This is a genomic window from Plantibacter sp. LMC-P-059a (assembly GCF_030209505.1).
Taxonomy (GTDB): domain Bacteria; phylum Actinomycetota; class Actinomycetes; order Actinomycetales; family Microbacteriaceae; genus Plantibacter.
The window spans coordinates 272,408-286,918 of the sequence record NZ_JARVRZ010000003.1; the positions used below are offsets into that span (position 1 = coordinate 272,408).

Genomic DNA, 14,511 nt, shown 5'->3' on the forward strand with positions numbered 1-14,511 from the left:
GGGGTTCACCGGCCGTCCACCTGCGCTCCCTAGCGTTGGCGGCGCTGATGGCCGGACGACAGAGGATCGCGCATGGACGCTGAGACCACCACCGCCCTGCTCGCAGAGCGGCAGCCGACGCTGCTCGGCGGCGGACGTGCGCCCGCCGAACGCACCCTGATCGACGTCCTGCGTGCCGTCGCCGTGGCACATCCGGAGGCCTCCGCGCTCGAGGACGCTGCGGGCGCGCTCAGCTACCGCGAACTCATCGTGAGCGCCGAGCGCCTCGCGGCAGCCCTGCTCGCCACCGGTGTCCGCCGCGGGGACCGGGTGGGGGTGCGGATCGCATCGGGCTCGCGTGAGCTGTACCTCGGCATCCTCGGCATCCTGTTCGCGGGAGCCGCGTACGTGCCCGTCGACGCCGACGACCCGGAGGAGCGCGCCCGCCTCGTGTTCGGTGAGGCGGCCGTGGTCGGCGTCCTCGAGGACGGTGGCGTCTTCCGGCGCCTGGGAGCGCCGGCCGAGGCCGGGGGAGCAGACGATGAGACCGCGGGCGAACCGGTCCGGCTCGCCACCGAGGGGACACCGCACCCGGCGACCCGGGCGATCCCGATCCTCGACGCTCCTCGGCTCGACGACGACTCCTGGATCATCTTCACCTCGGGATCGACGGGGACACCGAAGGGCGTCGCCGTGTCCCACCGGTCCGCCGCGGCGTTCGTCGACGCCGAGGCCCGACTCTTCCTGCAGGCCGAGCCCCTCGGCCCGGGCGACCGCGTGCTCGCCGGCCTCTCGGTGGCCTTCGACGCCTCGTGCGAGGAGATGTGGCTCGCCTGGGGCCACGGTGCCTGCCTCGTTCCCGCACCGCGGTCGCTCGTCCGCAGTGGCATGGACCTCGGTCCCTGGCTCACCGCGAAGGGCATCACCGTGGTGTCCACCGTGCCCACGCTCGCGGCCATGTGGCCGGCGGAGTCGCTCGAGAACATCCGCATGCTCATCTTCGGCGGCGAGGCCTGCCCGCCGGAGCTCGCCGCCCGATTGGCCGTCGACGGACGCGAGGTCTGGAACACGTACGGCCCGACGGAGGCCACGGTCGTCGCCTGCGCGGCGCTCCTCACGGGGGAGCAGCCCGTGCGGATCGGCCTCCCGCTCGACGGTTGGGACCTCGCCGTGGTCGACGCGGACGGGGTACCGGTGGAGGAGGGTGGCGTCGGTGAGCTCATCATCGGCGGCGTCGGTCTCGCCAGGTACCTCGACCCCGTCAAGGACGCCGAACGGTACGCGCCCATGCCGAGCCTCGGGTGGCACCGGGCCTACCGCAGCGGCGACCTCGTCCGCTTCGAGGCCGCGGGGCTCGTCTTCCAGGGACGCGCGGACGACCAGGTCAAGATCGGCGGCCGTCGCGTCGAGCTCGGTGAGATCGAGGCCGCCCTGCAGGCACTGCCCGGTGTCTCGGGAGCCGCCGCGGCCGTCCAGCGCACCGCGGCCGGCAACCCGGTCCTCGTGGGGTATCTCGCGGTCCCCGACGGCGACGCCTTCTCCCTGGACGACGCGCTGGGTGTCCTTCGCGAGCAGCTCCCCGCACCGCTCGTACCCCTGCTGGCGGTCGTGTCCGAGCTGCCGACGCGCACCTCGGGCAAGGTCGACCGGTCGGCACTGCCGTGGCCGCTCGGCGGGACCGACGGTGAGGACGCCTCGACCCTGTCGGGCACGGCCGCCTGGCTCGCCGAACAGTGGACGGCCGTGCTCGGCGTCCGCGTCACGGCGGAGGGTGACAACTTCTTCAGCCTCGGCGGCGGCAGCCTGGCCGCCGCGCAGCTGGTCTCGCTCATCCGCACGAGGGACGCGGAGTTCACCGTCGCCGACATCTACGGCCACCCGAGACTCGGCGCCATGGCCGCGGAACTCGACGGACGTCGCCCCGAGCGCCGCACCCGCGCCGCAGCGGCCGACCCCGTCCGTCCCACCCCACTCACGACCCAGTGGGCGCAGACCCTGCTCGGGATCCCGCTGCTCATCCTCGTAGGCCTCCGGTGGCTCGTGTACCTCCTCGCCGGCAGCCGCGTGCTCGGCCTCGTGGCCGACGTGCCCTACCTGCCGATGGTCTCGTGGTGGTGGATCGCGCTCGGATTCCTCCTCGTCATCACGCCCATCGGACGGATGGCGATCTCGGTCGTCGCCTCGCGGCTGCTGCTCGCCGGCGTGCGACCGGGCGACTACCCACGCGGCGGTTCGGTCCACGTCCGGCTCTGGCTCGCCGAACGCGTCGCTGACACGGTCGGTGCGGTTAGCCTCGCCGGCGCCCCCTGGATCTCGCACTACGCGAGGGCCCTGGGCGCGAAGATCGGCCCCGACGCCGACCTGCACAGCGTTCCGCCCGTCACCGGCTTCCTGACCGTGGGAGCCCGCGCCTCGATCGAGCCCGAGGTGGACCTCCGCGGGTACTGGGTCGACGGCGACACGCTCCGACTCGGCCACGTCCACATCGGTGCGGAGAGCACGGTCGGCGCTCGCAGCACCCTGCTCGCCGGCACACGGATCGGCAAGCGCGCCGAGATCGCGCCGGGATCGTCGGTGTTCGGTCGGGTGCCGTCCGGTCACCTGTGGTCCGGTTCACCCGCCGTCCGCGTCGGCAAGGCGAAGCCCGTCTGGCCCACCGAGCGCCCGCCCAGGCGGCGGCGTTGGTTGTTCGCCTACGGTGTCGGCTCGGCGCTCCTCTCGGTCCTGCCCTTCCTCGCCTTCGTGCTCGCCGCCGCGGTCGTGGCCGCCGGAGCCGCCGGCGCCGGGTCCCTCGTCGAGTTCTCCTGGCGCGCGCTCCTCTGGGTGCCGGTCGCGACGATCGTGTGGTTCCTCGTCCTCGCGATCAGCACGATCGGCCTGGTCCGTCTGCTCGGCGTCGGGCTGCGGGAGGGCTACTTCCCCGTGCGCAGTCGTGTCGGTTGGCAGGTGTGGGCCACCGAGCGCCTGCTCGACGCCGCCCGCACCCTGCTCTTCCCCATCTACGCGAGCCTCTTCACGCCCGTGTGGCTGCGTCTGCTCGGCGCGAAGGTCGGCAAGAACGTCGAGGCGTCGACGGTCCTCCTCCTGCCGCGCATGACAACCGTGGGTGACGGCGCGTTCCTCGCGGACGACACGATGGTGGCGTCCTACGAACTCGGTGGTGGATGGATGCGGATCGCGGGCGCTTCCGTCGGGAAGCGCGCGTTCCTCGGCAACTCCGGGATGGCGGGCCCCGGCATGCACGTCCCGAAGAACGGCCTCGTCGCGGTGCTGTCGGCCGCTCCGCGGAAGGCGAAGTCCGGGTCGTCGTGGCTCGGCAGTCCGCCGATGCGACTCCGCAGGCAGGTGTCCGACGCGGACCTCGACCGCACCTACGCGCCGCCGCTGCGGCTCCGCATCGCGCGCTCCCTCTGGGAGGTCTGTCGCATCGTCCCGGTCATGGTGACGACGGCCATCGCCCTGCTCGTCCTGCTCACCCTCGCCTGGTTCGCCGACACCTGGGGCCTCGGCGTGGCGGTCGCCGTCAGCGGCGCCGTCCTCCTCGCGGCCGGCGCGGTGGCGGCCGGCATCACGACCGTCGCCAAGTGGCTCATCGTCGGGCCGATCCGTGCCGGGGAGCACCCGCTGTGGTCGTCGTTCATCTGGCGCAACGAGGTGTCGGACACCTTCGTCGAGATGGTCGCGGCGCCGTGGTTCGCCGCACCCGCCACCGGTACGCCCGCCCTGACCTGGTGGTTGCGGTCATTGGGCGCACGGATCGGTCGCGGCGTCTGGTGCGAGAGCTACTGGCTTCCGGAGGCCGACCTGGTCGAGCTGGGCGACGGAGCGACGGTCAACCGGGGCTGCGTTGTGCAAACACACCTGTTCCATGATCGAATCATGAGTATGGATCAGGTCGAACTCGCTGCGGGCGCCACGCTCGGACCGCACAGCGTCATCCTCCCCGGAGCCCGGATCGACGACGACGCGACCGTCGGCCCCGCCTCCCTCGTGATGCGCGGCGAACGCGTCCCCGCCGGCACCCGGTGGAGCGGCAACCCGATCGGCCCGTGGCGCGAGGTGACGACGGCGGAGTACCGGGAGCCCCAGGTCGCGTCCTGATGGGGGAGGCGCTCGCCCGCCTGCGCAGCGCAGGCGATCCCTACACGCCGACGAGCGGCAACCGCGGCTACCACGTCGTCCGGTACGAGCTCGACCTCGACTACGCGATCGATCGCAACGGCTTGAGCGCGACGGCACGCCTGACGGTGGTCGCGACGGAGGAGCTGACCCGCTTCTCCCTGGACCTCGCGGCATTGCGCGTCACTCGCGCCCAGGTGGACGGCGTCGATGCGAAGCGCACCCACGGCTCGGGGAAACTGACCCTCACCCCGCGGACGCCGATCGCCGCCGGAGCCGAGTTCACCGTCCTCGTCCGCTATAGCGGGACACCTCGTCCGGTCCGCAGCCACTGGGGCGAGATCGGCTGGGAGGAACTCGAGGACGGCGTGATCGTGGCCTCGCAGCCCTGCGGTGCATCGAGCTGGTTCCCGTGCAACGACCACCCCTCCGACAAGGCGGCCTACCGCATCAGTGTCACCGCGGCCTCGGCGTACACCGTCGTCGCCCCGGGCGAGCTCGTCTCGCGGACGGCGCGAGCGAGTCGGACGACCTGGGTCTACGAGCAGCGCGAGCCGATGGCGGCCTACCTCGCGACCGTGCAGATCGGACGCTACCACCGCCTCACCGTCGACGCCCGGGTGGCGGCCTCAGCCGTGCCGGTCGTCGCACACCTCCCGCGCGACCTCACCGCCGACTTCCGCCACGACTTCGCCGAGCAGGTCGACATGCTCGCCTGCTTCGAGCGCGCCTTCGGGCCCTACCCCTTCGACAGCTACGGGGTGGTCGTCACCGACGACGAGCTGGAGATCCCGCTCGAAGCGCAGGGGCTGAGCGTGTTCGGACGCAACCACGTCGACGGTGTCGGTGGGGCAGGACGGTTGATCGCCCATGAGCTCGCGCACCAGTGGTTCGGCAACAGCCTGACGATCGGCGCCTGGCGCGACATCTGGCTCCATGAGGGGTTCGCCTGTTACGCCGAGTGGCTGTGGTCGGAGCAGTCGGGCGCCGAGACGGCGGATGCGTGCGCCAGGGCCCACTACGCGGCGCTCCGTCGTGCGCCGCAGGACATCGTCGTCGGCGACCCCGGCCCTGCCGACATGTTCGACGACCGCGTGTACAAGCGCGGCGCCATCACGCTCCACGCCGTCCGGCTGCTCCTCGGCGACGACGCCTTCTTCGACCTCCTCCGGGATTGGGTGGCGACCTTCCGGTTCGCCACCGTGTCGACCGAGGACTTCGTGCGCACCGCCGACCGCCATGCGCCGGAGCCGATCGAATCGCTGATCGAGGCCTGGCTGTTCCGCGAGGCGCTGCCGCCGTTCCCCGCCCGCTGAGCCCGGGTCAGGCGAGCAGGAGGGCCGTCGCCATCACGGTGTCCGGAGCGAGGACCGGATGGTCGACGACGAAGCGACGTCCCGCGATCTCGGCGACCGTCACTCCGGCGTGGCCGGCGAGCTCGATCGTGGCCGGATCGGTCGTGAGTCCGGTGCCGAGCGCCTTCGTCACCGCCTCCTTCGCCGTCCAGTGTTCGGCGAGGGACCGCAGTCGTCGTCGCGCCGGCAACCGGCGCCACCGCTCCCGTTCCGTGGGGGAGAGGGCGACGTTCTCGACGCCGGCGAACCGTGCCGCATCGAGTCGTTCGACGTCGACGCCGGCGGCGTGCGTGACCGACACCGCGACCGCCGAGGCGTTGTCGGTATGCGAGACGCTCGCGTGGACGATCCCGCCGTCGACGAGCACCTGCGGGCGTCCGTGGGCGAGGCCGCAGTCCGGGCAGCGGGCGGTCACCGTGATCTGCGGGGCGTCCGCGCCGGTGGTCTCGGCGACGGTGCGCACGAGGAGTGCGCGACCGAACAGGAAGCGGCGGGCCTCGGCCTCGGACGACGCTTCGAGGCGGTCCCTGGCGCGGGCGTCGAGGCGGTCGGCGGTGCCGTCGAGGTCGAGCTCGTCCGCGCGAGCCCAGGTGAGGAGTCGGACCGTGGGCTGCGGGTGGCGGCTCGGTCGCGACATGCGTCCAGTATCGCGGAGTGACCCGTCCGCGCGGGCGGACGGCGTCGTGCCTGATGGGATGGTGCCCTCGACTGGATTCGAACCAGCGACTTCTTCCTCCGGAGGGAAGCGCTCTTCCGCTGAGCTACGAAGGCGGAACGTGTCCAAGCTACCAGAGTCGAGGCCATCGCCGGAACCGGAGCGACGCGGGGTGGATGCTCGTGACCGCGTGGGATGATGGGCACATGCAGCGCACCCTGACCGCGTCGCTCGATCTGCGGGTGCACGATCGAGCCGACCTCATCTTCTCCATCGCTGTCGCCGGCGGTACCCCACTGGCGAGTGAACGGCTGCAGGTGCGCTCCTCCGACGGCCCGTGCGCCGTCACCGAGATCCTCGGCCCCGACGACACCCGGCTCCACCGGGTGATCGCCGAGCCGGGACGCCTGCAGGTCGACTACGAGGCGGTGGTCGTCGGGCAGGCGGTGCCGCGAGCGGTCGACCCCCTGGAGACGGTGACGGCCCTCCGTCCGAGCCGCTACTGCGAGTCGGACGCCTTGTTCTCGCTCGCGCGCTCCGAGCTCGGATACCTGCTCGAGCACCGTCGTCTGCACGAGGACGGCACGGTGTCGGGCGGCCTGCAGATCCTGCCGTGGGTCGCCGCGTGGGTCGGCCGTCACCTCTCCTACGTCTCGGGTTCCACGACCGTCTCCGACAGCGCGGTCTCGACCCTGGCCGGCGGCCAGGGGGTCTGCCGGGACTTCGCGCACCTGACGATCGCCATGCTGCGAGCGCTCGACATCCCGGCGCGGTACGCGGCCGTGTACGCCCCGGGCCTCGTGCCGATGGACTTCCACGCCGTCGCCGAAGGGTTCGTCGACGGCGCTTGGCACGTGGTCGACGCGACGGGGCTCGCTCCGCGCCAGTCGCTCGTCAGGATCGCCACGGGCCGCGACGCGGCGGACGTCGCGTGGCTGAGCAACCACCACGGCAACGTGACCGTCGAGGACATGCGGATCGACGCGCTCATCGACGACCTGCCCACCGACGATCCCTCACAGCCGGTCGTGCTCGCCTGACGCATCGTTCCGGCGGGCGGGCCCGTGCCGCTCCCGCCGGGAGCCCGGGTAGAATCGCTCCTCGTGACTCCTGAAGACCTCGCCTCCGCCCTGCACGCCATCGTCGTTCCGATCGTCGAACGACGACGCGAGGCGGCGGGGATCGACCAGGAGGTCGTGGTGTCGGTCGACGACGTCGTGCTGGAGCGGCCCAAGAACCGCGACCACGGCGACTGGGCGTGCAACATCGCGATGAAGCTCGCGAAGCGGGTGGGCGCGAACCCGCGCGAGCTCGCGCAGGAGTTCGCCGACGCGCTCGTCCAGGTCGACGGTGTCGCCTCGGTCGAGGTCGCCGGTCCCGGGTTCATCAACGTCCGGCTCGACGCCGCCGCCGCGGGTGCGCTCGCGAAGGTCATCGTCGACGCCGGCGACGCCTTCGGGCGCAACGACAGCCTCGCGGGCCAGACCATCAACATCGAGTTCGTCTCGGCGAACCCCACGGGCCCGCTCCACATCGGCCACACGCGATGGGCCGCCCTCGGCGACTCCCTGGCCCGCGTGCTCGGCGCGTCCGGCGCGACCCTCGTCAGCGAGTACTACATCAACGACGCCGGCAACCAGATGGACACCTTCGCCGACTCGGTGCTCGCCGCGGCGAAGGGCGAGCCGACGCCGGAGAACGGCTACCCGGGTGCCTACATCGGCGACCTCGCCAAGGCCGTGCTGGCGGAGATCCCCGACCTGCTCGAGCGCCCCGACGCCCGCGAGGTCGCGCGTGAGCGTGCCTACGCCCTCCAGCTCGGGGAGATCCGAGCGTCCCTCGAACGCTTCAACGTCCACTTCGACGTCTGGTTCAGCGAGCGCACGCTCCATGCGACGGATGCGGACGGCACCAGCCTCATCGACCAGGCCGTCGACCGCCTGCGCGAGCAGGGGCACGTCTTCGACGAGGACGGTGCCGTCTGGGTGCGCACGACGGACTTCGGCGACGACAAGAACCGCGTGATCCGTCGCTCGAACGGCGTCTACACCTACTTCGCGGCGGACGCGGCGTACTACCTGAACAAGGGCGACCGCGGCTTCCAGCACAAGGTCTACCTGCTGGGTGCCGACCACCACGGGTACGTGCACCGGCTCAAGGCCCTCGCGGGTGCCGCGGGAGACGACCCCGACCGCGACATCGAGGTGCTCATCGGCCAGCTCGTCAGCGTGAACGGCGCCCGACTCTCGAAGCGTGCCGGCAACATCATCGAGCTGGACGACCTGCAGGCCTGGATCGGGACGGACGCCCTGCGGTACTCGCTCGGTCGCTACCCGGCCGACTCGCCGCTGGCCCTCGACCCCGAGCAGCTCCGCAGCCGCACGAACGACAACCCCGTGTTCTACGTCCAGTACGCGCACGCCCGGACGAGCTCGGTGGCGCGCAACGCGGCTTCGGCGGGCGTCGACCGCAGTGTGTTCGCTCCGGAGCTGCTCGCGCACGAGACGGAGTCCGCGCTGCTCGGTGTGCTCCAGGAGTTCCCGCGGATCATCGCGCAGGCCGCGCAGCTGCGCGAGCCGCACCGGGTCGCGCGCCACCTGGAGGAGACGGCGAGCCTGTACCACAAGTGGTACGACAGCTGCCGGGTCGTCCCGATGGGCGAGGAGCCGGTGACCGACCTCCACCGCACGCGACTGTGGCTGAACGACGCCACCGGCACCGTCATCCGCAACGGCCTGGCCCTCCTCGGCGTCTCGGCACCGGAGCGCATGTAGCGTCACCGCGGCAGGGCTTCGGCGCGCGGAGGACCGTCCCTCGGGGGCGTTCCTGCGCGCGTCAGGTCCGCTGATGCACGTGCCGAGCGGGAGGTGGACGCTCCGATACCGTGGCAGCATGCATCCTCGTAGGCTCCGCCCGATCCTGACCGTCGCGGCGGTCCTGGCCGTCCTGTCCAGCGCCGGCTGCGTCGGCCCGGGCCCGGACGCGTCCGGCACCCCGACGCCCGGTGGCACCTCGCCGTCCTCGGCCGTCGACCTCCGTGCCTTCGCGCCGTTCGGTGCGGAGGGCTCGGGCGTCTCGATCCGTCTGCGGTTCCCGGACGGGCTGCACGCGGGGAGCGTCGGCACGATGGACTACCTCCAGAACATCGTCTCGCCGGCATTCCAGTGCGCGCCGTTCGAGATCGAACTGCAGGAGGTGGGGGCGAGCACGCTCCAGCTGCCGGACGCGCTCGCGGTCGTCGTCACCGGCGACGGCGGCAAGACGGTCGCGCCGGCCTTCATCATCCCGGGTGATCCGCTCCGGGCGGCCTTCACCTCCGCCGACGTGGTCGCGAAGGGATCGCTGGAGGACGCGAACCTCACGGAGCTCGAGGGGTACACCCTGGCGGCCTTCCACCCGACCTCGGCGAACGAGTGGGAACGGTTCAGCGGCCGCGTGCTGGACACGGCGGAGGTTGAGCTCGACCAGCTGTGCTGACGCCTGCCCGGAGGTGACGGTTCGCTACGCTCGGAGCATGAGTGCACCGTCTCGAAAGCGCAGGCGTCCCTGGGTTCCGATCGTCGTCGTCATCGGCGTGATCGTCGTCCTCGTCGGCGCGTTCCTGATCGCCGACACGATCGTCCGTGGCGTCGCCGAGGATCGCGTCGCAGCGCAGATCGAGCAGAGCCTGCCCGAGGGCGTCGACGCCGACGTCGCCGTGTCGATCGGCGGGGCCTCGGTCATCGCCCAGTACCTCACCGGCACGTTCGAGCACGTGGACCTGCGGGCGCCGGGCGCGAGCGTCGACGGCATCCCGCTGGACGTCCGGGTCAGCGCGGACGCGGTCCCGCTCGATCCGAAGCAGACCATCGGCCGCGTGGTGGCGACGATCCGGATCGACGCGGACGGAGCCGCCGCGCTCTCCAAGACCGCCGGGCTCCCCGGCACGCTCACCCTGGGGGACGACGAGGTCGGGTACGCGGGCGAGGCGACCGTGCTCGGGTTCACGATCCCGTACGACTTCTCCGTGGCGCCGACCACCACGGCCGAGCGGGTGAACCTCATGCCGACGTCGGTGAACGTCGACACGGGGTTCCTCGGTGTGATCGACCTGCGAGCCCTCGTGACCGGATTCCTGCAGGGTGATCCGCCGAGCATCTGTGTCGCCCAGTACCTGCCGGAGGGCGTCGACCTCGACCGGCTCGCGGTGACCCCGGAAGCGGCGACGGCCACCCTCACCTCGACGACGCTCCGCCTCGACGAGGCCTCCCTGCAGACCCTCGGCAGCTGCCGGTGATCGTCGCATCGCGAGCCCACGGCGCCCTCGGCGAAGCGGTGCGACGTCACGATGCTGCAGGAGCCCTGGCGGCTCGCTAGACTTTCTGCACACCCACTGCTCCGACCGGGCGGTGACGTGTGCCGTCGGGCCGGAAGGCCCGTGTTCCACCTCAGTCGTTCCAACCGGGCGGCGATGGATGCGGCCGACCGGGAAACCCGCCCCGGGACGCATGCACCCACCTTCATCGGTGCTCTCCAAATCGGTGCTTCAGGGGCCAAACCGGGTCCGCTCGCCCAACGAGAACCTCCTCTTCCGCTCACCAGGACTCAGGACAACCCCGTGGCCAGAAACCCCCTCGCCCCTGACTGGCTCGCCGAGCCGGTCGACCCCAACGCCCTCGACCCGGCCGTGTGGCCGGCCTCGGCCGAGCGCGACGCCGACGGCGTCCTGCGCGTCGGCGGCGTCGACGTGCACACCCTCCGTCGACGGTTCGGGACGCCGCTGTACGTCGTCGACGAGGACGACGCCCGGGCCAGGGCGCGTCGCCTGCGCGAGGCCTTCGAACGTGAGGCGGCCGCTCACGGGACGAGCGTCGCCGTCTACTACGCCGGGAAGGCGTTCCTGTCCTCCGAGGTCGCGCGCTGGATGACGCAGGAGGGCCTCCGCATCGACATCTGCAGCGGGGGAGAACTCGCCGTCGCTCTTGCCGCCGGGGCCGACCCCGCCCGGCTGGGCTTCCACGGCAACAACAAGTCCGTCGCCGAGATCGAGCGCGCCGTCGGCGTCGGGATCGGTGCCATCGTCATCGACAGCCTGGTCGAGATCGAGCGGGTCGCCGCGGCGGCGGAGCGTGCCGGCCGCGTCCAGTCCGTCCGGTTGCGGGTCAACAGCGGTGTCCACGCGCACACGCACGAGTACCTGGCGACGGCGCATGAGGACCAGAAGTTCGGACTGCCCCTCGAGGACGCGGCCGACGCCGTGGCACGGATCCGCTCGCACGCCTCACTCGACTTCCTCGGGCTCCACTGCCACATCGGCTCGCAGATCTTCGGCTCGGACGGCTTCGCCGAGTCAGCCGCCCGGCTCCTCGCCGTGCACGCCCGCCTGCTCGAGACCGGACCCGTGCCCGAGCTGAACCTCGGCGGCGGCTTCGGCATCGCCTACACGAGCGCGGACGACCCCACGCCGATCGAGCAGCTCGCCGCCGACATCCTCGCCGGCGTGCGGACCGCCGCCGAGCTCCACGGCGTCCCGATCCCGAAGCTCGCGTTCGAACCGGGTCGCGCCATCATCGGCGGTCCCGGCATCACGCTGTACGAGGTCGGCACCATCAAGGACGTGACGGTCGCGTGGAACGACGAGGGCGAGACGGCCGTGCGCCGCTACGTCAGCGTCGACGGCGGCATGAGCGACAACGCGCGTCCCTCGCTGTACGGCGCGGACTACACGGTCCGCATCGCCGACCGGGTGAGCGAGGCGGGCCCAGCGCTCGTCCGGATCGCCGGCAAGCACTGCGAGTCGGGCGACATCGTCGTGAACGCCGACTACCTGCCCGCCGACGTGCGCGACGGCGACCTCCTGGCCGTCCCGGCGACGGGCGCCTACTGCTGGTCCTTGGCGAGCAACTACAACTACCTCGGTCGCCCGGCCGTCGTCGCCGTCTCAGGCGGTGAGGCCCGCATCATCGTGCGCGGCGAGACCGAGCACGACCTCCTCAGCCGCGATGCGGGATTGGACACGGAATGATCGAATACCGCGGATTGAAAGTGGCCCTGCTGGGCGCCGGCTCGGTGGGCTCGCAGGTTGCCCGCCTCCTGCTCGAGCACGCCGACGAGCTGGCGTCCCGCGCCGGAGCGAGCCTCGAGCTCATCGGCATCGCCGTGCGCGACGTCGACGCCCCACGGGACGTCGAGCTGCCGCGGGAGCTCTACACGACCGATGCCGAACAGCTCATCCTGAGCGCCGACATCGTCATCGAGCTCATCGGCGGCATCGAGCCGGCGCGGAGCCACATCCTGCAGGCGATCAACGCCGGTGCCGACATCGTCACCGCCAACAAGGCGCTGCTCGCGACCCACGGTCCCGAGCTCTTCGACGCCGCGGAGCAGGTCGGCGCGCAGCTCTACTACGAGGCGGCGGTCGCGGCTGCCATCCCGATCATCCGCCCGTTGCGCGAGAGCCTCGCCGGCGACCGCATCAACCGGGTGCTCGGCATCGTGAACGGCAGCACCAACTACATGCTCGACCGGATGGACCGCTTCGGCGACACCATGGAGGCGGCTGCAGCCGTGGCGAGCGAGCTCGGCTACCTCGAAGCCGACCCGACCCTCGACGTCGAGGGCTACGACGCCGCCCAGAAGGCGACCATCCTCGCCAGTCTCGCCTTCCACACCACCGTGCCCGTCGAGGCCGTCCACCGCGAGGGGATCACGGGCATCACCAAGGCGCAGGTCGACCTCGCGCGGAGCGAGGGCTACGTCATCAAGCTGCTCGCGATCGCCGAACGGATCGTCGACGAGACGACGGGCGAGGAGGGGCTGTCGGCCCGCGTCTACCCCGCGCTCATCGGGCGCGAGCACCCGCTCGCCGCCGTGCACGGCGGGAACAACGCGGTGTTCGTCGAGGCCGAGAACGCCGGCAGCCTCATGTTCTACGGCGCCGGTGCCGGCGGCAAGGAGACCGCCTCGGCGGTGCTCGGCGACCTCGTCTCGGCGGCGAGGCGACACGTCGCCGGTGGACCGGGTGTCGGCGAGTCGACCCACGCGGACCTGCCGGTGCTCGACATCGGTCGCGTCACCACCCGGTACCAGGTGACCCTCGAGGTCGCCGACGAGCCGGGTGTCCTCGCGTCCGTCGCCGGGATCCTCAGCGACGGTGGCGTCTCGGTCGAGACCTTCCAGCAGTCCGTGGCCTCCTCGGACGGCACGCTGTCGACCGCTACCCTGGTCATCGGCACCCACCGGGCGCTCGAATCGGCCCTCGCGGCCACCGTCGAGCAGCTCGCCTCGAACGCCCATGTCGAGCGGGTCGTGTCCGTGCTCCGGGTCGAAGGAGCCGAGTAGGTGCCGAGCAGCACGACCCCCGACCGCGTCGAACCCCGACCCCTCTTCAGATTGCAGGCCACCGTATGAGCTCTTCCGACACACTGGAGATCGGGCGCACCGTCACCGTCAAGGTCCCCGCGACCACCGCGAACCTCGGCCCCGGGTTCGACACGCTCGGACTCGCGCTCGCGCTCTACGACGAGCTGACCGTCACCGTCCGCGAGGAGCCCGGCGTGTTCGTCGAGGTGATCGGCGTCGGAGCCGGCGAGGTCCCGACCGACGAGACGAACCTCGTCATCACGGCGATCGCGCACGCCCTCCGCGCCTACGGCCGGGAGCTGCCGGGTCTCGACGTCGTCGCTCGGAACGTGATCCCGCACGGTCGCGGTCTCGGGTCATCGGGTGCCGCGATCGTCTCCGGCATCATGGCGGCGAAGGGGTTGCTCGAGGGACAGGTCGAACTCGGCCCCGACGACCTCCTCCGGCTCGCCACGGAGATGGAAGGCCACCCCGACAACGTCGCCCCGGCGCTGTTCGGCGGACTCACGATCGCGTGGACGACGGACGACGGTCCCCAGCACAAGAAGCTGATCGTGCACCGTGGCGTCTCACCGCTCGTGCTGGTGCCCGAGCACACCATGTCGACCGAACTCGCCCGAAGCCTGCAGCCGGCGAACGTGCCGCACGCCGACGCCGCGTTCAACGTCTCCCGGTCGGCCCTGCTCGTCGCCGCCCTCACCCAGAGCCCGGAGCTCCTGCTCGCGGCCACCGAGGACCGCCTGCACCAGAGCTACCGCGCCGCGGCCATGCCCGAGACGAACAGCCTCATCACGATGCTGCGCGAGCACGGCTTCGCCGCCGTCGTCTCCGGCGCCGGCCCGTCGATCCTCGTCCTCGCGGACGACCCGGGTCGCCGGCTCGAAGCCACCGCCCTCGTCGCCGAGCACTCCGCCACCCCGTGGCAGTCGCTCATGCTCGCGGTCGACTTCAAGGGTGCTACAGTAGGAGGGCACCCGGCCCGCCCCGCCTCTTCGGCGTAACCGGCTTCCGGGGCATTTCCGCACAATCATCGCTTTCGCACCAATTGATCGCGTCTGTTCG

Annotated in this window: 10 protein-coding genes and 1 tRNA gene; 9 read left to right on the forward strand and 2 right to left on the reverse strand. The window is 71.7% G+C overall.

Going from position 1 to position 14,511, the window contains the following annotated elements; all coding sequences use genetic code 11:
* Positions 1 to 72 precede the first annotated feature (72 nt).
* Together QRN27_RS08545 and QRN27_RS08550 are read left to right on the forward strand one after the other, a co-directional pair.
* Positions 73 to 4,080 (forward strand): Pls/PosA family non-ribosomal peptide synthetase, encoded by a 4,008-nt coding sequence (locus QRN27_RS08545; RefSeq protein ID WP_285041754.1) that lies wholly within the window; start codon positions 73 to 75, stop codon positions 4,078 to 4,080.
* A complete protein-coding gene (locus QRN27_RS08550; protein WP_285041756.1) occupies positions 4,080 to 5,414 on the forward strand; it encodes a M1 family metallopeptidase in 1,335 nt (444 codons plus the stop codon). The genes QRN27_RS08545 and QRN27_RS08550 overlap by 1 nt, the downstream gene beginning before the upstream one ends.
* Positions 5,415 to 5,421: 7 nt before the next feature.
* On the opposite strand, the gene QRN27_RS08555 is transcribed toward QRN27_RS08550, so the two are convergent.
* Positions 5,422 to 6,090: a 4'-phosphopantetheinyl transferase family protein gene (locus QRN27_RS08555; RefSeq protein ID WP_285041758.1), complete on the reverse strand. Its 669-nt coding sequence runs from the start codon at positions 6,088 to 6,090 to the stop codon at positions 5,422 to 5,424.
* 59 nt (positions 6,091 to 6,149) lie between these two features.
* Positions 6,150 to 6,224: transfer RNA gene (locus QRN27_RS08560), tRNA-Arg, on the reverse strand.
* Positions 6,225 to 6,314: 90 nt separating this feature from the next.
* Between QRN27_RS08560 and QRN27_RS08565 the strand changes: the two genes are divergently transcribed.
* The 7 genes from QRN27_RS08565 to thrB all read left to right on the forward strand — a co-directional run bounded on the left by QRN27_RS08565 (position 6,315) and on the right by thrB (position 14,450).
* On the forward strand, positions 6,315 to 7,148 hold the full coding sequence (locus tag QRN27_RS08565) for a transglutaminase-like domain-containing protein (protein ID WP_285041760.1): 834 nt from the start codon (positions 6,315 to 6,317) through the stop codon (positions 7,146 to 7,148).
* 63 nt (positions 7,149 to 7,211) lie between these two features.
* Positions 7,212 to 8,882 (forward strand): arginine--tRNA ligase, encoded by a 1,671-nt coding sequence (locus tag QRN27_RS08570; RefSeq protein ID WP_285041762.1) that lies wholly within the window; start codon positions 7,212 to 7,214, stop codon positions 8,880 to 8,882.
* 118 nt (positions 8,883 to 9,000) lie between these two features.
* Complete coding sequence (locus QRN27_RS08575) at positions 9,001 to 9,585, forward strand: hypothetical protein (RefSeq protein ID WP_285041764.1); 585 nt, start codon at positions 9,001 to 9,003, stop codon at positions 9,583 to 9,585.
* 37 nt (positions 9,586 to 9,622) lie between these two features.
* On the forward strand, positions 9,623 to 10,384 hold the full coding sequence (locus tag QRN27_RS08580) for an LmeA family phospholipid-binding protein (protein WP_285041766.1): 762 nt from the start codon (positions 9,623 to 9,625) through the stop codon (positions 10,382 to 10,384).
* A 321-nt stretch (positions 10,385 to 10,705) separates the two neighbouring features.
* A complete protein-coding gene (lysA, locus tag QRN27_RS08585; RefSeq protein WP_285041768.1) occupies positions 10,706 to 12,112 on the forward strand; it encodes a diaminopimelate decarboxylase in 1,407 nt (468 codons plus the stop codon).
* Complete coding sequence (locus tag QRN27_RS08590) at positions 12,109 to 13,428, forward strand: homoserine dehydrogenase (RefSeq protein ID WP_056781793.1); 1,320 nt, start codon at positions 12,109 to 12,111, stop codon at positions 13,426 to 13,428. The genes lysA and QRN27_RS08590 overlap by 4 nt, the downstream gene beginning before the upstream one ends.
* 65 nt (positions 13,429 to 13,493) lie before the next feature.
* On the forward strand, positions 13,494 to 14,450 hold the full coding sequence (thrB, locus tag QRN27_RS08595; RefSeq protein WP_285041770.1) for a homoserine kinase: 957 nt from the start codon (positions 13,494 to 13,496) through the stop codon (positions 14,448 to 14,450).
* The last annotated feature ends 61 nt before the right edge of the window (positions 14,451 to 14,511 follow it).